The sequence below is a fragment of the Rhodanobacter thiooxydans genome (genome assembly GCF_030291135.1).
GTDB lineage: Bacteria > Pseudomonadota > Gammaproteobacteria > Xanthomonadales > Rhodanobacteraceae > Rhodanobacter > Rhodanobacter thiooxydans_A.
Genome location: NZ_CP127409.1, coordinates 3,419,448 through 3,437,042 on the forward strand (window position 1 = coordinate 3,419,448; position 17,595 = coordinate 3,437,042).

The window sequence follows — 17,595 nt, forward strand, 5'->3', positions numbered from 1 at the left end:
ACCTTCCGAGGAATCGCCCGCATGAACACCACCGTCGCCATCGCCCGCTGGTCGCACCTCACCGCCCAACTCGCCGTGCTCACCCCGCTCGCCCTGCTGCTGTTCCGCGTGTTCGTGGCGCTCGCGTTCTGGCGCGCCGGCGCGGTGAAGTGGGACGACCCCAGCGACACCGCCTACCTGTTCAACAACGAATACCAGGTACCCCTGCTCGCCCCCGCACTGGCCGCCACGCTCGCCACCTGGACCGAACTGGTGCTGCCGTGGTTCCTCGCGCTCGGCCTCGGCACCCGCGTGGTCGCCGCCGTGCTGTTCGTCTACAACATCGTCGCCGTGGTCTCGTATCCGGCGCTATGGCCGAACGGCCTCTGGCATGGACTGATCGGCAGCGACTTCAACGACCACAAGGCCTGGGGGTTGATGTTGCTGGCCTTGTTGGCGCTGGGGGCGGGGCGCTTTTCGCTGGATGCGTTGGTGAAGCGCGTGTTTCGGCTCGGGGCCACGGCCTCCTCGTAAGCTGCCGGGCGGTCAGGTCGAGCGGATTGCGTGTGCCGTAAGGTTCCCCGTCAAGCAGACAGATCAAAGCAGGACTTTCGGCGACTTATCGGCGGTACTCGGCCAGGATCATCCACGGAGGGAGCGTTGGCCCGCTGCGCACCGTGCTCGCCGTGGTACCACGCCAGCACGATCGCCACGAAAAATCCGATGACGAGCGCCAGTGTGATGCCTCGCTGCAATCCGTCCGGCCAGCCGAACTGATGCGCAACGACATCCAGCCCCTGGATCAGCGCGGACGCGAACGCGACATACGCCAGCGCCCACTGCAGCAGCTTGCGTTGTTTGAGGCGGCGAAGAATCCGGTCATGGCGAAGTTCCATTTGCCGCCGCAATCGGGTGCGCGCCGGCATATTTCTTCAGAAGTAGTTGAAAGCGCGGATCACCGCGCAGCGGATCCCAGACCGGATCGAGCTTCAACCGGGCCACGCTCATCACTTCGCCGGCCGGCATCGCCAGCAGTTGCCCGACCAGTTCGAGCGCTTCGCCCTTGGCGCCGGCATGCGCCTCGACCTCGGCGAGCCCCGCAAGGGTGTATGCGCCGAAGTAGGCGTCCCTTGCAACCGACATGACTTCCGACGCGCGACGCGCCGCGGCAATCGCTTCCTCGTTGCGGCCCAGGCACACGTCCACCCAGGCGACCTGTTGCAGGTTGCCGATCACGCCGGGATTTTTCGCGAGTTCCGCTTCCAACGGCGGCTTCAGTTGCGCGCACTCGGATTGTCGAATTCCACGTTGGCCTGGCGTAGTCCATCGATGAGGTCAATTCCGGTTTTGAAGTGGGCCTCGATGTAGAGCTTCCAGCCCTTCTGGTAGGCGATGAAGGCATCCACGTTCTTCACGCCGGCCGCGCGCATGCGCGCACGCTGTTTGTCATCCAGCACCACGTTGAGTACGCCGGCGACCTGCTCGGCAATATCCAGTTGCACGGCCAGGCTGTCCTTGACGGTGCGGTCGTAGGTCTGCGACCACAACTGGGTGCCATCGGAGGCACGGATCAGCTGCGCGGTGACGCGTGCCCGCTCCCCTTCACGCCGCACGCTGCCTTCCAGCAGGTTGGCCACGCCCAGCCGCGCGCCGATGGTGTGCGAATCCACGTCCTTGCCCTTGAACTGGAACGACGAGGTACGCCCGATCACGCGCAGGCCGTCGATGCGCGCCAGCGAGTTGAGGATCTCCTCGGACAGACCATCGGAGAAGAACACGTTGTCCTTGTCGTCGGACAGGTTCTCGAGCGGCAGCACGGCAATGGATTTGGCCGGAATGGCCGTCACGGTGGACGCTGGCACCGAGTTACCAGCGGCGGTCGCAGTGGGTGCCAACTCGGGAGCTCCTTGCGCAGCGGGCGTTGCCGAAAGCGCCGTGACGTCACGGCTTGGCGGCGCGCCGGCAAACTTCCACAAGAACCCGCCGCCCACCGCCAGCACCAGCGCGACCAGCAGCAATTCCGTGCCGCTGGCGCGTTGCCGGCCTTGGTCACCGTGGTACCAGGCCAGCACCAGCACGACAAAAAAACCGACCGCGAGCGCAAGAATCAGCAGCTTCTCGACCTGGTCGGGCCAGCCGAACCTCTGCGCCACGACATCCAGCACCTGGATCAGCGCGAACGCGAACGCGACGTAAGCCAGCGCCCATTGCACCAGCTTGCGTTCTTTCAAGCGGGCGATGAATTCAGTCATGCGCGGCCTCGTTCGAAGCTGCCGAAGCTGGCGTTGCGGGGCCCGCTGCATTCGGCACGATGGCGTCCGCCGACGCAGGTTTGTATCCGGCGTACTGTTGCAGAAACACCTGAAAACGCGGATCGTGACGGATCGGATCCCACACGGGATCGAGCCCCAACGTCGCGGGCGAATAAGTGGTGCCGAGTCCGGGGGGGGTGGGGAACGCCTTGGCAAGCAGCGGCAGCGCGAGATCAGCGCGTCCGGCCTGCGCATATGTCCCGGCATTGAGCCCCGTCACCCCCATCCCGAAAAAACGATCGCCGGACCGGGTGGACAGCGTTTGCGATTTGGCCGCTGCGGCCAGTGCGTCATCCAGTCGGCCCAGGCCCAGCTCGGCCACGGCGACATGGTTCCAGACAAAGCTCAGCTTGTCGTCGTTGCCGGCGAGCGTGGCGACCCGGGAACGCGATTTCGAAAGCGCCTGCGCATACAGCGCACGGGCCTGCGCATCGTCGCCCATCAGCCGATGCAAATTGGCCTGCCATAGCAACTTGGGGCCGGACTGGTAATTGAACGCATCAGCAGAATCGGGAATCTCGGCGAGCACCGAGAGCGCATCGGGATACTTGCGTTGGTACATCAGCAGTTGCACACGTTCCAATTGCAACTGCGGTGCTTCGCCTTGCGCCATTTCCAAGGCACGCGCCGCGTCGCCACTGCTGACGAGAATGAGGCTGGAGTAATCTGACCTCGCCTGGTAATTGTCCGGATCGAGGGCCAGGGCGCGCCGATAGTATTGCGCGGCCTCGACATAGCGACCGACAACCGCGCAGGTCTCGGCCAGATTGTCGGCAATGGTCGAGTTGCGCGGATCGAGCACGAGGGCTTGCTGCATCGCCCTGATGGCGGCGTCGAAATGCCCCTGCCGGCGCAACACGTAACCCGTTGCGGCGAGCGCCTCGGCGTCGTTGGGGCGCAGTTTCAGTGCCGCCGCGAACGCCTTGAGCGCAGCTGGATAATCCTGCCTTCCCCAATAGGCGTTATAGCCGAACGCCAGATAAGCCGTGACCAGGTTCGACTGCAACGCGAGCGCTTTTTCGGCCTGTGCACGGGCATCCGCGACAAGTTGCCTGACGTCGTCCTCGCCGCTGCCGAACCAGATCGCGCAATGCCGGGTCGCGGATCAATCCAATTCCGCCCGTCGAGGTCAGTTCATCGTAGGTGGCCCGGCGGCGGATGTTGTAGCGATATTGGGTTGCGCGGTAGGCGGCGACCAGCAGCGCCTCGTCAGACAAGGGTGTTTTGCCGGAGAGGGCGTCCGCGGCATGCTTTGCACTGGCCAGTACCTCGTTGAAGTATCCGACCTCGTACTCATAACTCCAGGCTTCCTCGCGCAGGTCGCTGCGCAGCCGCTGAGTGAACACCGCGGCTTTCTGATCCGTCTCGCGCTGCTCGTTCCAGTTCGACGCCTGCACGCCAATGAACACGCCGACGACGACCACGACCAGCTCGATGAAAACCGCCATCCAGTCCTGGCGACGCAAATGCGAGATCACATGGCGCAACATGGTGATGCTCCTTCAACAATCGGGCGCGGCGATGTTCATCCTCGTCACGTTTCATCCAGTTCCAAAAAGCCGGCGTTCGCGCGCTCATTGGCAAACGAAACCATCAGACCCTTTTTCGGGGGCAGGTTTGCACAGATCCGGCCAGCCGTATTGTTTCCAGTAGGCAACCATTCCGATGCGCTGCGCGAAGCCCTGGAATGCGGGCGCCTGGCGCGCCTTGCGCGACCAGGGTTCCGGCTGCCACAGCCAATTGAGGTACGCATCGGACAGGCCGCTGTGGCCGTGCTCATACAAATCGAAAGAATGCTTCGGCTCGTCCAGTTGCAATAGCATCGTCGGGGTCCAGTCGTCATCCAGATGCGCATCGAGGATTTTCAGCGCAGTTTGGTGCCGTGCGACGTCGCCATAAGTGCCGCGATAGATCGCCTGCAGATCGGCGGCGGGAATCTTTGTGCCCATTTGGCTCGTCGAATCGGCAAACTGCCGGGCAGAGCCCGCCAGGTCGCCATGTGCGGCGGCATAGAACTCCAGCATCAACGCGCCGAATGCGGAATCCGCCACACCGCCGCGATGGATGTAGGCCAGCGCCCCGGCCTGATCGCCTTCGCGCCAACGCAACATGCTTTTGTAGAACAGCAGCAGCGGGTTGACCGGATCGTTGGCGAGGGCGACGTCGATCCGCACCTCGGCATCACGGGTTCGACCCATCGCCGCCAGCTCGTTGGACGCCCAGTAATTCACCGCGGAATTGTCGGGCGCCAATGTCAGCGCGCGTTGCATGGGCTCCACCATCGCCAGGTAATGTCGTTGCGAAAACTGGTTGTAACTGAGCGCGGCGTAGGCTTCTGCCGCGCTCGGATCAAGCGCGAGCGCATGATGTGCAGCGTCATCGGACGCTCGCCAGCTCGCTTTCCAATCGTTCCCCGTGTATTGCGACAGCACCGCGTAGGCGACCGCGAGCTTGGACCAGGCGCGCGCAAAATTCGGGTCGAGCGTGGTGGCTTTCTGCAGCAACCCAATAGCGCGCGGCAAGCTGTCACCAGTGCGTCGGTTGACCAGTTCCTGCGCAGTCACGAAATCCGCATAGGCTTCGGCGCTGGTGGTCGCTACCGGCACCAGTCTTGCCTGCTCGCTGCCAGTCAGGACGATCTTCAGGTGATCGGTGATCGCGCGCGCGATGCGCTCCTGCACGCCGAAGATATTGCGCATGTCACCGTCGTAGCTTTGCGACCATACCTCGAAACCATCATGGGTGCGGACCAGTTGCACGCTGATGCGCACCTCATCGCCCTGGCTGCGCACCGAACCTTCCAGCACATTGCTCACATCCAGCGCTTTGCCGATCGTGCGCAGGTCGGCGTTTCGGCTGCCGTAGTAGAAAGAGGACGCGCGACCGGCAACTTTCAGATCCTGCACGCGCGCCAGCGCATTCAGCAGTTCCTCGGCCATGCCGGCCGAGAAATAGCCATGGTCGTGCCCGGGACTGAGATCTTCGAACGGCAGCACCGCAATGGACTTGGCGGGAGCGCTTGCGAGCGCGGAATCGCTCGCCAATCCCGCACCCTTGCGCCAGACGAAAGTATTGGTGAGCAACAACACCACCGCCACCACCAGCACCGCGATGATCCACTTGTCCAGCCTGCGGCCGGTGGAGCGTGCGATCGAATCGTCCGATGCGATCTCGCTTTCGCGTTTCAGACCTTGCGGAGTGAATTCGTAGAACCACGCGAACGCGATCCAGAAGGGAAAGCCGGTCGCCGCGGCGATCAGGAACCATCGCGTCGCCCAATCCGGCAACCCGACCGCCGGGCTGAATTGCGACAGCCCCTGTCCGAACGCCCACACCGTGCCCGCGTAAAGCACGCCTGCGCGCAGCACGTTGCGGCGCTTCAGTTCCGCGAAGAAGGATGGACGCACGGCCACGGCAACACGAAGTCCCCGCCGGCGACAGACCGGCCCCCACGGGCGCGAGTGTAAACGAGCACGTGCGGGAATTCAGGTACGGCATAGCTACACCTGACGCGCTCTTTGTCCCCTGATCGTCCGCTTTCGCCCGGTCAACGGCCGCTCACCGGGGTGGCGGATGACCGCAACGGGTCGATAACGGCCACTTCCAATGCGGCGCATCGCTCCCACGACGGCCAACATGCATTCGACGAGGATGACCGGCGTGATCCGACCTCACGCATCTCGGGGTTCGGCGTATTTCACAGCGTTGATCGGCCCTCAAGGCGCCAACCGCCCCGGCTCCCCGTCCACCGCGCCGCTTCCCGCAATCTGCGCCCCACCCACCCCATCAATCGCCATCCGCCACCCTTGCGCCACCGCATCGAAATGCGGCGCGCCACCACGATCGGTGAGCATCACCAGGGTGCCGTGTTGCAGTGGCACGATGCGGCCGTGCCAACTGCCGCGATGGAAGTCGCTGGCCTTCGCCACCTGCTTGTGCGGCAGGTACAGCACGGCGACTGGCGTGCCGTCGACGCGGCTGACCAGGTGCACGGTCTTGTACGGGCCGACCGGGCAGTCGTGCACGTAGGTGACGTCGGCGGGGGCAGGGCCGTGCAGGCTGACGCCGCGATCGGCGAAGCCGGCGGCGATGGCCGGTGCGGCGATCGGCTGGACGAGGTCGAGCGAGTGGATCTCGCCCGGCATGTGCGCCACCGCCAGCGCGGGCAGCGAGTGCGCATCCAGCTGCCGCCAGCCGTAGCCACCGACGCCGAGCGCGAGCAGCAGTGAGGCGGCCAGCGCCAACGCGACGCGGTGCCGACGCACGGCGTGCTGGCGCTGGCCGGTGGCCTGGGCAAGCAATACGCGCTCGGCGAGGCCTTCGGGCACCGGCACGTCCAGCGCGCCCTGCAGCGCATGCTCGAAAGATTGCGCACGCTCCCACGCGGCCCTGCACGCGGCGCAGTCGTCGCGGTGCGCGAGACCTTCGGGATCGCGCACATGTGGCTCGGCGCCGAGGCGGCGGCGGAACTCAAGACAGTCCATGCTGCACCTCCGCATGCCCGCCCTGCAGGATGGATTTCAGCTTCTGCCGCGCGCGGAACAACTGGGTCATCACCGCGCCGGGCTGCTGGCCCAGCTCGGCGGCGATCTCGTCGCAGCTCATGCCGCCCAGTACCTGCAGCAGCAGTGGTTCGCGGTATTTGTGCGGCAGTTTCGACATGGCTTCACGCAGTTCGGCGGCGGCGCCGTGGCGTTCGGGGTTGGCCCACGCAGCGTCTTCGGCGAGATTGTCGTCCAGCTCGACGGTATCCATCGGCTTGCGCTCGTACAGACGTGCGTGTTCGCGGCGCAGGATGGTCAGCAGCCACGGCTTGGCGGACTCGGCCTCGCGCAGCGCGTCGAGGCTTTTCCACGCGCGCAGCAGGGTCTCCTGCACCAGATCCTGGGCCAGCGCGTCCTGCCCGCACAGCCAGTAGGCGAAACGGTACAGGTCGCCGGCGTGCGCGCGGGTCAGCGCCTCGAATTGACGTTGTCGGGAATTCACCACCCAGGAGACCGGCCCGAGGCGCTTCATCTTTCAACCCGTGGTCAACGCATCTTGCCGAGGATGCCTTCCAGCTCGTCGTTGCTGTGGTAGTGGATCACCAGCTTGCCGTGGCCGCCACGGCCCTGCGCCAGCTCGACGCGGGTGGCGAAGCGTTCGGCCAGTTCGCGCTCCAGCGCGCTGATGTTCGGATCGCGCGGCGCGCTCTTCGCCTTGCCTTTCGGCGCGGTCTGCGCGCGGCGCGCGGCTTCTTCCAGCTCGCGCACCGACCAGCCCAGGGTCGAGGCCTGGCGCGCCAGCGGCACGGCGATGGATTCTTCCAGGGTCAGCAGGCAACGGGCGTGGCCCATTTCCAGCTTGCCGTCGTCGAGCAGGCGCTTGATCGACTCCGGCATCTCGGTGAGCCGCAGCATGTTCGACACCGAGGCACGCGAACGGCCCACCGCGTCGGCGGCCTGCTGGTGGGTGAGGTCGAAGTCGTCGATCAGCCGCTTCAGCGCGTCGGCTTCTTCCAGCGGGGTGAGGTCCTGGCGCTGGATGTTCTCGATCAGCGCCATCGCCGGCACCGCGGCCTCCGGCACCGCCTTCACCAGCGCCGGCAGTTCGCCCAGCTGGGCGCGCTGCGCCGCCCGCCAGCGGCGTTCGCCGGCGATCAGCTCGTAGCTGTTCTTGCCGATCTCGCGCACCACCACCGGCTGGATCAGACCCTGCGCCTTGATCGAGGCGGCCAGTTCGTCCAGCGCCTCGTCGTTCCAGTGCCGCCGCGGCTGGTACTTGCCGGGCTGGATCTGCTGGATCGGCAGCACGCGCAGCTCGCCTTCCTGGGTCAGCACCGACGGCGCGGCATCGCCGTCGCCGCCGAGCAGGGCGTCGAGCCCGCGGCCCAATCCACGTTTTTTCGCAGCTGCCATGCCTTATTCCTGATGGTTGGCGGCCGGCGCCTTGAGCGTCGGGCCGCTGTCGCCGTGCACGGGCGGTTCGATGTCGTCGACCGGATCGGGCGCCGCGCTGCGCGGCAGCCCGCGCTCGCGCCGGATCACCTCGCCGGCCAGGCCGATATAGGCGATCGCGCCGCGCGAGCTGCGATCGTACAGATGGATCGGCTGGCCGTGGCTGGGCGCCTCGGCCAGGCGCACGTTGCGCGGGATGATCGAGCGCAGCACCTTGTCGCCGAAATGCTGGGTGAGCTGAGCGGAGACTTCGTTGCCGAGGTTGTTGCGCACGTCGTACATGGTGCGCAGCAGGCCCTCGATCTCCAGCGTCGGGTTGAGTCGGTGGCGCACCGCCTTGACGGTCTCCAGCAGGCTGGACAGGCCTTCCAGCGCGAAGTATTCGCACTGCACCGGAATCAGCACGCCATCGGCGGCGGTCAGCGCGTTCAGCGTGAGCAGGTTCAGCGACGGCGGGCAGTCGATCAGGATGGTGTGGTAACTGGCCGAAACCTTGGCCAGCACTTCCTTCAGCCGATGCTCGCGCGCCAGTGCGTCCATCAGCTTCAGCTCGGCCGCGGTGAGGTCGCCGTTGCCCGGCAGCAGGTCGTAGTGCGCGTCGGTGGGCACGATCGCCGCAGCGGTCTCCACCTCTTCCAGCAGCACCTCGCAGCCGCTCGCCTTGATGTCGCGCTTGTTGACGCCCGAGGCCATGGTGGCGTTGCCCTGCGGGTCCAGGTCGACCAGCAATACCTTGCGCTTCGCGGCGGCCAGCGCAGCGGCGAGATTGACGGCAGTGGTGGTCTTGCCGACGCCGCCCTTCTGGTTGGCGACAGCGATGATGCGGGCCATGGATGGATAGCTACGGTTCGCGAAGGACGGCTAGATTAGCATTGCCGCGCAACCTTGCCTGCCTGCCAGGCCGGGCTCAGGCGCCGATCCGGTTGCCGCTGGCGGCATCGAACAGGTGCAGCCGCTCGGCCGCCAGACCCAGTGCCAACGTCGCGCCCGGTGCGGGCAGGGCCCGCGGCGCCACCCGCGAAACCAGCGCCTGGTCGCCGTAGCGCAGGTTCAGGAAGATTTCGTTGCCGACCGACTCGATGACTTCCAGCTGTGCGCTGAGCGCGGCGGCGGCATCCTGCGGCTGCAGGTCCTCCGGGCGGATGCCCAGCACCACCTCGCGGTCGCGCCACAGCTGCCAGGCCGCCGCCTGCGCGGGCTCACCCAGCGCGATGTCGCCGTGCGCGGTGGCCAGCTGCCAGCCATCGGCCAGCCTGAGCGTGCCGTGCAGCTGGTTCATCGCCGGGCTACCGACGAAGCCGGCCACGAACAGGTTGGCCGGCTTGTCATATAGGTTCATCGGCGTGTCGATCTGCTGGATCACCCCTCCGTCCAGCACCACGATGCGCTGGCCCAGGGTCATCGCCTCGATCTGGTCGTGGGTGACGTAGACCATGGTGGCGCCGAGCTGGCGGTGCAGCCGCGCGATCTCCACCCGCATCGACAGGCGCAGCTTGGCGTCCAGGTTGGACAGCGGTTCGTCCAGCAGGAACACCTTGGGCTCGCGCACCAGCGCCCGGCCCAGCGCCACGCGCTGGCGCTGGCCGCCGGACAGTGCGGCCGGACGCGACGCCAGCCGCGCTTCCAGCTCCAGCGTCTTCGCCGCCGCCGCCACGCGGCGGTCGATCTCGGCCCGTTTGTGCCCGCGCAGCTTCAGGCCGAAGCCGAGGTTCTCGGCCACCGTCATGTGCGGGTACAGCGCGTAGTTCTGGAACACCATCGCGATGTCGCGGTCCTTCGGCGCAACATCATTGACCACACGGCCATCGATGCTCAGCGTGCCGCCGCTGATCGACTCCAGCCCGGCGATCATGCGCAGCAGGGTGGTCTTGCCGCAGCCGGACGGCCCCACCAGCACCAGCAGCTCGCCGTCGGCAATCTCGAAGCTGGCGTCAGCCACGCCGACGTGGCCGTTCGGGTAGACCTTGCGCAGCTGATCCAGACGTACGGCGGCCATCGGCATCTCCGGTGCGGTTGGCCACGACGGCCGTCCCGCGCAGCATGCGCTGGCCTGCACTTCCGCGGGGCATTGGGCTATTCTGCCGATGTAATCGTTTACATCAAGCTTTTCGATCGAAGGAACGTCCATGACGCCCCCCGGCTTCCGCTTCCCCGACGGCTTCCACTGGGGCGCCGCCACTTCCGCCTACCAGATCGAGGGTTCGCCGCTGGCCGACGGCGCCGGCCCCAGCATCTGGCAGCGCTTCGCGCACACGCCGGGGATGATGGCCAACGGCGACACCGGCGATGTCGCCTGCGACCACTACCGCCGCTACCAGGGTGACGTGCAGCTGATGAAGGCGCTGGGCCTCAAGGGCTACCGCTTCAGCATCAACTGGGCGCGCGTGCTGCCCGAAGGCACCGGCCGGGTCAATCCGAAGGGGCTGGATTTCTATTCGCGGCTGGTGGATCAATTGCTGGAAAACGGCATCGCGCCGAACGCCACGCTGTTCCACTGGGACCTGCCGGCGGCGCTGGACGACCGCGGCGGCTGGCTCAACCGCGACAGCGCGCACTGGTTTGCCGAGTACGCCGAGGTGATGTTCAAGGCGCTGGACGACCGCGTGCCACGCTGGTCCACGCTCAACGAACCCTGGGTGGTCACCGACGGCGGCTACCTGCACGGCGCGCTGGCGCCGGGCCATCGCAACAAGTACGAGGCGCCGATCGCCGCGCACAACCTGATGCGCGCCAGCGGCGCGGGCATCCAGGCGTATCGCGCACATGGAAAACACGAGATCGGCGTGGTGTTCAACATCGAGCCGAAGTACCCGCACTCGGACCGCGCCGAGGATCTCGCCGCCACGGCCCGCGCGCACGCCTACATGAACCAGCAGTTCGCCGACCCGGCGCTGCTGGGCAGCTACCCGCCGGAGCTGAAGGAGATCTTCGATGACGCGTGGCCGGATTTCCCGCAAGACGATTTCAAACTGACGAAGCAGCCCGTCGACTTCGTCGGCATCAACTACTACACCCGCGCCGTGGTGAGGCACGACCCGAACCAGTACCCGCTACAGGCCGCGCCGGTACGCCAGCCGAACAGGACCTACACCGAGACCGGCTGGGAAGTGTTCGAGCAGGGCCTGACCGACACGCTGAGCTGGTTCAAGCAGCGCTACGGCGACATCCCGCTGTACATCACCGAGAATGGTTCGGCGTTCTACGACCCGCCGGTGGCCGAGAACGGCGTACTCGACGATCCGCTGCGCATGAACTACCTGCGCAAGCACCTCAAGGCCATGCACAAGGCGATCGAGGCTGGCGTCAACCTGAAGGGCTATTACGCCTGGTCGCTGCTGGACAACCTGGAGTGGTCGCTGGGCTTCTCCCGGCGCTTCGGCCTGTACCACGTCGATTTCGCCACCCAGCAGCGCACAGCCAAGGCCAGCGCGAAGCTGTACGCGCAGGTGATCGCAAGCAACGGCGCCGTGCTGGACGACTGAATCCGCTCCCGCTTCCCCTGCCATGCAGGGGAAGCTGCCCGGAGGGCCGATGGGGTGCTCCTGCTTTTCGCTTCTTAAAGCGCGGCTACGCCGCATCTCCCTTCCGCCTTCGGCACCTTCCCCCCCCAAACGGGGGGAAGGAACACCGTTCACACGGCGCGGCCGAGCACCAGCAGGTGGCGTTCGGCCGGCAGCCCCGGCACCGTCAATTCATGCGTGCCGCGCAGCGCGAAACCGGCCGGAATCCCCGGCAGTTCCTCGTCCGGCCGCTTGCCCTTCATCGCCAGCCAGATCCCGTCCGGCGCCAGCAGGTGGCCGCCCCAGCCGAGCATGTCGGCGAGGCTGGCGAACGCGCGCGCGGTGACGCAGTCGTACCGGCCCTCGACGTCTTCCACCCGCGACTGCAGCGCGCGCACGCCCTCCAGCTTCAGCGCGCGGATCGCCTCGCGCAGGAAGCGCACCTTCTTGCCGTTGGAATCGACCAGCAGGATCTGCCGGCCCGGCGCGGCGATCGCCAGCACGATGCCGGGCAGGCCGGGGCCGGTGCCCAGGTCGGCCAGGGTGGCGCCCTGCACGTAGGGCAGGATCGCCAGCGAATCGAGCAGGTGGCGGGTGACCATCTCCGCCGGGTCGCGCACGGCGGTGAGGTTGTAGGCCGCGTTCCAGCGTTCGAGCAGGGCCTGGTAGTCGAGCAGTCGCGGCACCGCGTCGGCCGGCAGCGACAGGCCCAGCGCGGCGATGCCCTGTTCGAGTTGGGTCCGCAAGGCGTCGCGCGTGGTCATCGGGTCACTCGTGGGCGTGGGGGCGCAAAGTATCCGCGGCCCGCGGCGGCATTGCCAATCCCGCCCAAAGAAAGACCCGCCGAGGCGGGTCGAAGGCTTGCAAATCCCCTGCGGCGCGGGCGCTCTCGGGCGCCCTGGCGCAATGCCGTGGTCAGGCCACGTCGAGCTCGACCCGGGTCACCATCATGCCGCGCTCGCGCAGCGCGCTGTTCAGGGACTGCTTTACTTTCGCGCCGAGGTCGCGGTGATCGGCCACCGGCTCGCTGCGCAGCGCTTCCTGCGCGCCGCGGCGGATCAGCTGGTCGACCTGCTCGAACACCGCGTCGGCGCGTTCCGGCTCCAGCACCTGCCAGTACACCGTGCCGCGCACGTCGTGCGCATCGGCCAGCGGCTCCTCGAAACGCAGGGTCTGGCCGGCCAGGTTGATCTTGTGCCCGACCCGATCCAGCAGCGGCAGCACCAGGTGCGTGCCCGCCTGCAGCACGCGCAGCAGTCGGCCGTGGCGATACAGGCTGTAGACCTGGCCGGCCGGCACGCGCCTGACCGCACTGGCAAGCAGTGCGGCGGGGATCACGAGCAACAAGGTCAGCAAAGTCATCATGGCCTGAGAAATCAGTATCTTGCCTTCAGTTTCTTCAAAACGCTCGGAGCTTTAGGATACAGCCGACTGAAGCTACGAAGATTAACCTTCATTTAACGGCAAAATCGAATCTTTAACAACAGGCGCCTGCCCGCTTATTGGCGACGCCAGTCACAGAACCGGAAGATCCATGCGAATGGCAAGCTTGAATCATGCCAACGAGCCGGCTGCTGCGACGCCGTAGCAAGCTCTGTGCGGGCCGTTGCCGCCAGCATCGACGATCTATCCCCTGTGAGCGCCCAAAGGCTGCTGCGGCGCGGCATGAAATTTTGGTTTCACAAGCACTTTACAACGCGCCATGAAAACGTTTACGTTGGCGCAGCAGTGCGGTTTTGGCCCCACCAGGACACCCCGACATGTCGGCAACCATCAAAGACGTGGCGCGCGAGGCCAAGGTATCCGTGGCCTCGGTGTCGCGTGCGCTGAATGGTGGCCGCGGGGTGACCGCGGCGACCAGCCAGCGCATCCATGAGGCTGCGCGGCGCCTGCACTACGTGCCGCATGCCGCGGCGCGCATGCTGATCACCCGCCGCACCAACACGGTCGGTGCACTGCTGCCGGACTTGTACGGCGAGTTTTTCTCCGAGCTGATCCGTGGCATCGACCTGGCCGCGCGGGCACGCGGCCTCCATTTGCTGGTTTCCAGTTCGCACGACGACGCCGATGCCGCCGCCGCCGCCCTGCGCGCCATGCAGGGCCGGGTCGATGGGCTGTTGCTGATGTCACCGCACGCCGATGCCGACTTCCTGCGGCAGAACCTGCCGCAGGATCTGCCCACCGTGCTGATGAACACCCGGCTGGCCGGCACCGGCTACTGCGCGTTGTCGGTAGACAACGACGGCGGCGCCCGGCTGATGGTCGAACACCTGCTGTCGCTGGGCCACCGGTGCATCGCCTTCATCCAGGGGCCGCCCGGCAACCGCGACGCCGGCGAGCGCGAACGCGGCTACCACGAGGCGCTGGCCAGCCGTGCGCCGGGCAGCACGGCCATCACCCTGTGCGGCGATTTCAGCGAGGAATCCGGTTACCGCGCCGGCCAGCAGGTACTGGCGATGCGACCACGGCCGGACGCCGTGTTCGCCGCCAACGACATGATGGCGATCGGCTGCATGGCGGCGCTGCGCGACGCCGGGATCTGCGTGCCGGAGGAGATCGCCGTCAGCGGCTTCGACGACGTGCCGATGGCGCGCTATGTAACGCCGCCGCTGACCACGATCCAGGTGCACATCGCCGAACTCGGTGGCCAGGCGATGGAGCTGCTGGGCGAGCAGATCGACAACCCCGGCAGCGTGCCGGCCGGCACCCGCCGCCACGTCGGTGCCGAACTGGTCGTGCGCGCGTCCAGCGGAGCGCCGATCGCCTAGCGGCGCAGACAGCTTGCCGATGCGGGATCGCGTCGGACTGAACCGCCCCCGGGACAGCGGGCGGCTGACGCGGAAGGATCGAGGGGATCCCTCCACGGGCAACACCCAGCAACGTGACAGCAGAAAAGTCCGAACTACTTGCACCGACCTACGGGAGAGGATCAGCTCATGGCCAATCAACGCACGTTACCCAGGCATATCTCACTGGCCCTCGCCGGCCTGCTGGTCAGTACGCTCGCACTGCCGGGCGTGCAGGCCCAGACCAGCACGGCGATCCTGCGCGGGCACGTCAGCGCCGCGCAGGGGCAGGTACCCACCGAGGTCGTCGCCACCAATGTCGCCACCGGCTTCGTCAGCAAGGCGAAGGTCAACGCCGACGGCAACTACACCCTGGCCGGACTGGCGCCGGGCAGCTACACCATCCGCTCCGGCGGGGCCAGCCAGACCGTCACCGTGCAGGTCGGCCAGTCGCTGAACCTGAACCTCGACGCCAGCGCCGCGCCCAGCAACGTCAACGCCACCAACTTGCAGGGCGTCACGGTGAATGCCGCCACGCTGGTGGAGACGCGCACCTCGGAAGTGGCCACCAACGTCACCCAGAAGCAGATCCAGACGCTGCCGCAGAACGAGCGCAACTTCCTCGATTTCGCCAAGCTGGTGCCGGGCGTGGTCACCTCGCGCGACCCCACCCAGAAAACCTTTTCCTCCGGTGGTCAGTCGGCCGAGAATGTAAACGTTTTCATCGACGGAGCCAGCCTGAAGAACAACGTGCTCAAGGGCGGCATCGCCGGCCAGGACTCGACCCGCGGCAACCCGTTCTCGCAGGAGGCGGTGCAGGAATTCCGCGTGCTGACCAACAACTACAAGGCCGAGTACGAGCAGGCCGGCACCGCGATCATCACCGCGGTCACCAAGTCGGGCACCAACGAGTTCCACGGCTCGCTGTACGACTACTACCAGAACCAGGGGATGATCGCGCAGAACTCGTTCGACAAGAAAAACCACGTCAAGAAACCCGACTACAAGCGCGAGCAGCGCGGCTTCACCCTGGGCGGCCCGATCATCAAGGACGTGGCGCAGTTCTTCATCAACTACGAGGAACGCAAGGACACCGCCAACAACACGGTGCAGATCAACGACCCGCGCTTTGCCCAGTACAACGGCACCTTCTCCGCACCGTTCAACGAAAAGACCTTCTTCGGCAAGTTGAGCTGGCAGCCGAACCACAACAACAACGTCGACCTCAGCCTGACCACCCGCCGCGACAGCGAACAGCTCGGCTTCGGCGGCAACACCACCTACAGCGCGCGCAGCAACCGCAAGAACAACGTCGACGACCTGCTGGTGAAATGGCAGTCGCGCGGCGACAGCTGGACCAACGACCTGCTGCTCGATGCCGGCACCGCGAAGTGGCACCCGACCTCGGCCGAATCCGGCTCGGTGCGCAGCATCTACGACCCCGGCATCGCGGTGATCGGCAGCGGCAGCGACCTGCAGGACAAGGGCCAGGACCAGCGCACCCTGCGCGACGACTTCACCTGGTTCGGCCTGGACAAGCACACCATCAAGGCTGGCGTGAAGTACGCCGCCTACGGCATCACGCTGGAGCAGAACAGCGCCACCGTGCCCACCTACTACTTCCAGGAGGGCGCCGCCTTCCCCGGCGGCTTCAATTCGCCGTACAAGGCGGTGTACTCGCCCACCGGCGCCAGCGCCAACCTGCATACCAACCAGCTCGGCCTGTACGTGCAGGACGACTGGGACATCACCGAACGCCTGCAGCTGAACCTGGGCCTGCGCTGGGATTACGAGACCAATGCGCTGAACAAGGACTACGTGACGCCGGCGGTGCAGATCCCCACGCTGCAATACCTGGGCCTGCAGAACTACATCAGCACCGGCGACCGCAAGGCCTACAAGGGTGCGATCCAGCCGCGGCTGGGCTTCTCGCTGGACGTCAGCAAGAACGGCGACCAGAGCACCACGATCTTCGGCGGGGCCGGCCGCTACTACGACCGCACGCCGTTCGACTGGATCAGCCAGGAGGAACTGCACTCGCTGGTGCCCAACTACACCTTCCTGTTCAGTCCCGGCGGCGTCACCCCCGGCACCATCGCGTGGAACCCGAGCTACCTCACGCCAGCCGGCCTCAACACCTTGCTGGCGTCCGGCGCGGCCGGCTTCAGCTCCGAGATCGACGTGATCAACAACAACACCCGGCCGCCGCACACCGACCAGTTCAGCCTCGGCGTGCGCCAGGTGCTGGGTGACTGGACCGCCTCGCTGACGCTGGCCCGCGTGCTCGGCTACGACCAGTTCACCTGGGTGTGGAACCGCCTGCCGGAACCGGGCTTCGTGCTGAACCAGATGCCGGGCAGCCCATACGGCGTGGTGCTGCACAACACCGACAAGAAGACCCAGTCCAGCAGCGTGCTGATCAGCATCGACAAGCCGTACACCGAGGCCTCCGGCTGGGGCGTGGGGCTGGCCTACACCTACCAGCGCGCGCGCCAGCAAGGCAACGACAACTACTCGCTCGACTACGTCGATCCGGCCGGCTATCCCGCCGACCACGTCGGCGAGAAGCAGCACCTGGTGCTGAACGGCATCGTGCGCGGGCCGTGGGACACCCGCCTGACCGGCATCTTCACCTACGGCTCCGGCCTGCCCTACGACTACTTCGCCAACGTGCCGGGCTGCGATTACAACTGCATCTTCTTCCACAACGGCAAGTACGGGCAGAAGTACCTCAACCTCGACCTGTCGATCGCCAAGGATTTCCGCTGGGGCGAGAGCCAGGCGCTGGAGCTGCGCTTCGACGTGATGAACGTGTTCAACCGCGACGTCGACAACGGCTACATCAACAACCAGTACAACTGGGGCACGACCAGCCCGAACCCCGACTTCGGCCGCGCCACCAGCGCCGACCCGAACCAGACCCGCCGCTTCCAGATCGGCGCGCGCTACACGTTCTGACCCACCTGCGGCAGCTGGTACCGCCGCTTCACCCGTCCGCCCGCAGACTGCGGGCGGACGTCTGCATGGCCTCCGTGAATCCGTGCGCAGGCACGGATTCGCGCGGCCGCAAACGCAAAGTACG

The 17,595-nt window shown here is 66.3% G+C and carries 17 protein-coding genes; 4 read left to right on the forward strand and 13 right to left on the reverse strand.

Annotated elements, in window-relative coordinates:
• Positions 1-21: 21 nt before the first annotated feature.
• Entirely contained in the window at positions 22-513 is a 492-nt protein-coding gene (locus tag QQA13_RS15705; RefSeq protein WP_108470251.1) for a DoxX family protein, read from the forward strand.
• A gap of 50 nt (positions 514-563) precedes the next feature.
• Here the strand turns inward: QQA13_RS15705 and QQA13_RS15710 are convergent, their stop codons facing one another.
• From QQA13_RS15710 to QQA13_RS15760, 11 genes are all read right to left on the reverse strand, one after another.
• A complete protein-coding gene (locus QQA13_RS15710) occupies positions 564-875 on the reverse strand; it encodes a hypothetical protein (protein WP_108470250.1) in 312 nt (103 codons plus the stop codon).
• On the reverse strand, positions 859-1,245 hold the full coding sequence (locus tag QQA13_RS15715) for a hypothetical protein (protein ID WP_108470249.1): 387 nt from the start codon (positions 1,243-1,245) through the stop codon (positions 859-861). The genes QQA13_RS15710 and QQA13_RS15715 overlap by 17 nt, the downstream gene beginning before the upstream one ends.
• A gap of 8 nt (positions 1,246-1,253) precedes the next feature.
• Positions 1,254-2,231 carry a hypothetical protein gene (locus tag QQA13_RS15720; protein ID WP_108470248.1) on the reverse strand — a complete coding sequence of 326 codons (978 nt, stop codon included), beginning with the start codon at positions 2,229-2,231 and terminating at the stop codon, positions 1,254-1,256.
• Positions 2,224-3,297 (reverse strand): tetratricopeptide repeat protein, encoded by a 1,074-nt coding sequence (locus tag QQA13_RS15725; RefSeq protein ID WP_159082135.1) that lies wholly within the window; start codon positions 3,295-3,297, stop codon positions 2,224-2,226. Before QQA13_RS15725 ends, QQA13_RS15720 begins: the two co-directional genes overlap by 8 nt.
• Entirely contained in the window at positions 3,254-3,781 is a 528-nt protein-coding gene (locus QQA13_RS15730) for a DUF6090 family protein (RefSeq protein ID WP_159082134.1), read from the reverse strand. The genes QQA13_RS15725 and QQA13_RS15730 overlap by 44 nt, the downstream gene beginning before the upstream one ends.
• A gap of 84 nt (positions 3,782-3,865) precedes the next feature.
• The gene (locus tag QQA13_RS15735; RefSeq protein WP_108470246.1) at positions 3,866-5,704 is read right to left on the reverse strand and encodes a tetratricopeptide repeat protein; all 1,839 of its coding nucleotides are present in this window, start codon (positions 5,702-5,704) and stop codon (positions 3,866-3,868) included.
• Between the two features lie 303 nt (positions 5,705-6,007).
• The gene (locus QQA13_RS15740; RefSeq protein ID WP_159082133.1) at positions 6,008-6,775 is read right to left on the reverse strand and encodes a DUF3379 family protein; all 768 of its coding nucleotides are present in this window, start codon (positions 6,773-6,775) and stop codon (positions 6,008-6,010) included.
• Positions 6,762-7,307 carry a sigma-70 family RNA polymerase sigma factor gene (locus tag QQA13_RS15745; protein WP_108470244.1) on the reverse strand — a complete coding sequence of 182 codons (546 nt, stop codon included), beginning with the start codon at positions 7,305-7,307 and terminating at the stop codon, positions 6,762-6,764. The genes QQA13_RS15740 and QQA13_RS15745 overlap by 14 nt, the downstream gene beginning before the upstream one ends.
• Before the next feature lie 14 nt (positions 7,308-7,321).
• Positions 7,322-8,188: a ParB/RepB/Spo0J family partition protein gene (locus QQA13_RS15750; RefSeq protein WP_199909784.1), complete on the reverse strand. Its 867-nt coding sequence runs from the start codon at positions 8,186-8,188 to the stop codon at positions 7,322-7,324.
• 3 nt (positions 8,189-8,191) lie between these two features.
• Positions 8,192-9,058 carry a ParA family protein gene (locus QQA13_RS15755; RefSeq protein WP_108470242.1) on the reverse strand — a complete coding sequence of 289 codons (867 nt, stop codon included), beginning with the start codon at positions 9,056-9,058 and terminating at the stop codon, positions 8,192-8,194.
• 76 nt (positions 9,059-9,134) lie between these two features.
• Complete coding sequence (locus tag QQA13_RS15760) at positions 9,135-10,223, reverse strand: ABC transporter ATP-binding protein (RefSeq protein WP_108470241.1); 1,089 nt, start codon at positions 10,221-10,223, stop codon at positions 9,135-9,137.
• Between the two features lie 130 nt (positions 10,224-10,353).
• Here QQA13_RS15760 and QQA13_RS15765 point away from each other — a divergent pair, with 130 nt between their 5' ends.
• Positions 10,354-11,709, forward strand: a complete 1,356-nt coding sequence (locus QQA13_RS15765) for a GH1 family beta-glucosidase (protein ID WP_108470240.1) — start codon at positions 10,354-10,356, stop codon at positions 11,707-11,709.
• Positions 11,710-11,858: 149 nt separating this feature from the next.
• On the opposite strand, the gene rsmG is transcribed toward QQA13_RS15765, so the two are convergent.
• Together rsmG and QQA13_RS15775 are read right to left on the reverse strand one after the other, a co-directional pair.
• Entirely contained in the window at positions 11,859-12,491 is a 633-nt protein-coding gene (gene rsmG / locus QQA13_RS15770) for a 16S rRNA (guanine(527)-N(7))-methyltransferase RsmG (protein ID WP_108470239.1), read from the reverse strand.
• 151 nt (positions 12,492-12,642) lie between these two features.
• Positions 12,643-13,092: an SPFH domain-containing protein gene (locus QQA13_RS15775; RefSeq protein WP_108470238.1), complete on the reverse strand. Its 450-nt coding sequence runs from the start codon at positions 13,090-13,092 to the stop codon at positions 12,643-12,645.
• 395 nt (positions 13,093-13,487) lie between these two features.
• Here QQA13_RS15775 and QQA13_RS15780 point away from each other — a divergent pair, with 395 nt between their 5' ends.
• Positions 13,488-14,495, forward strand: coding sequence for a LacI family DNA-binding transcriptional regulator (locus tag QQA13_RS15780; protein ID WP_108470237.1), 1,008 nt, complete (start codon positions 13,488-13,490; stop codon positions 14,493-14,495).
• A 168-nt stretch (positions 14,496-14,663) separates the two neighbouring features.
• Entirely contained in the window at positions 14,664-17,471 is a 2,808-nt protein-coding gene (locus QQA13_RS15785; protein WP_108470236.1) for a TonB-dependent receptor, read from the forward strand.
• The last annotated feature ends 124 nt before the right edge of the window (positions 17,472-17,595 follow it).

Excerpts from the sequence above, each read along its gene's own strand:
- QQA13_RS15705 (WP_108470251.1), top strand. The coding sequence starts at position 22 with ATGAACACCACCGTCGCCATCGCCCGCTGGTCGCACCTCACCGCCCAA.
- QQA13_RS15710 (WP_108470250.1), bottom strand. The coding sequence starts at position 875 with ATGGAACTTCGCCATGACCGGATTCTTCGCCGCCTCAAACAACGCAAG.
- QQA13_RS15720 (WP_108470248.1), bottom strand. The coding sequence starts at position 2,231 with ATGACTGAATTCATCGCCCGCTTGAAAGAACGCAAGCTGGTGCAATGG.
- QQA13_RS15730 (WP_159082134.1), bottom strand. The coding sequence starts at position 3,781 with ATGTTGCGCCATGTGATCTCGCATTTGCGTCGCCAGGACTGGATGGCG.
- QQA13_RS15740 (WP_159082133.1), bottom strand. The coding sequence starts at position 6,775 with ATGGACTGTCTTGAGTTCCGCCGCCGCCTCGGCGCCGAGCCACATGTG.
- QQA13_RS15745 (WP_108470244.1), bottom strand. The coding sequence starts at position 7,307 with ATGAAGCGCCTCGGGCCGGTCTCCTGGGTGGTGAATTCCCGACAACGT.
- QQA13_RS15750 (WP_199909784.1), bottom strand. The coding sequence starts at position 8,188 with ATGGCAGCTGCGAAAAAACGTGGATTGGGCCGCGGGCTCGACGCCCTG.
- QQA13_RS15755 (WP_108470242.1), bottom strand. The coding sequence starts at position 9,058 with ATGGCCCGCATCATCGCTGTCGCCAACCAGAAGGGCGGCGTCGGCAAG.
- QQA13_RS15760 (WP_108470241.1), bottom strand. The coding sequence starts at position 10,223 with ATGGCCGCCGTACGTCTGGATCAGCTGCGCAAGGTCTACCCGAACGGC.
- QQA13_RS15765 (WP_108470240.1), top strand. The coding sequence starts at position 10,354 with ATGACGCCCCCCGGCTTCCGCTTCCCCGACGGCTTCCACTGGGGCGCC.
- rsmG (WP_108470239.1), bottom strand. The coding sequence starts at position 12,491 with ATGACCACGCGCGACGCCTTGCGGACCCAACTCGAACAGGGCATCGCC.
- QQA13_RS15775 (WP_108470238.1), bottom strand. The coding sequence starts at position 13,092 with ATGATGACTTTGCTGACCTTGTTGCTCGTGATCCCCGCCGCACTGCTT.
- QQA13_RS15780 (WP_108470237.1), top strand. The coding sequence starts at position 13,488 with ATGTCGGCAACCATCAAAGACGTGGCGCGCGAGGCCAAGGTATCCGTG.
- QQA13_RS15785 (WP_108470236.1), top strand. The coding sequence starts at position 14,664 with ATGGCCAATCAACGCACGTTACCCAGGCATATCTCACTGGCCCTCGCC.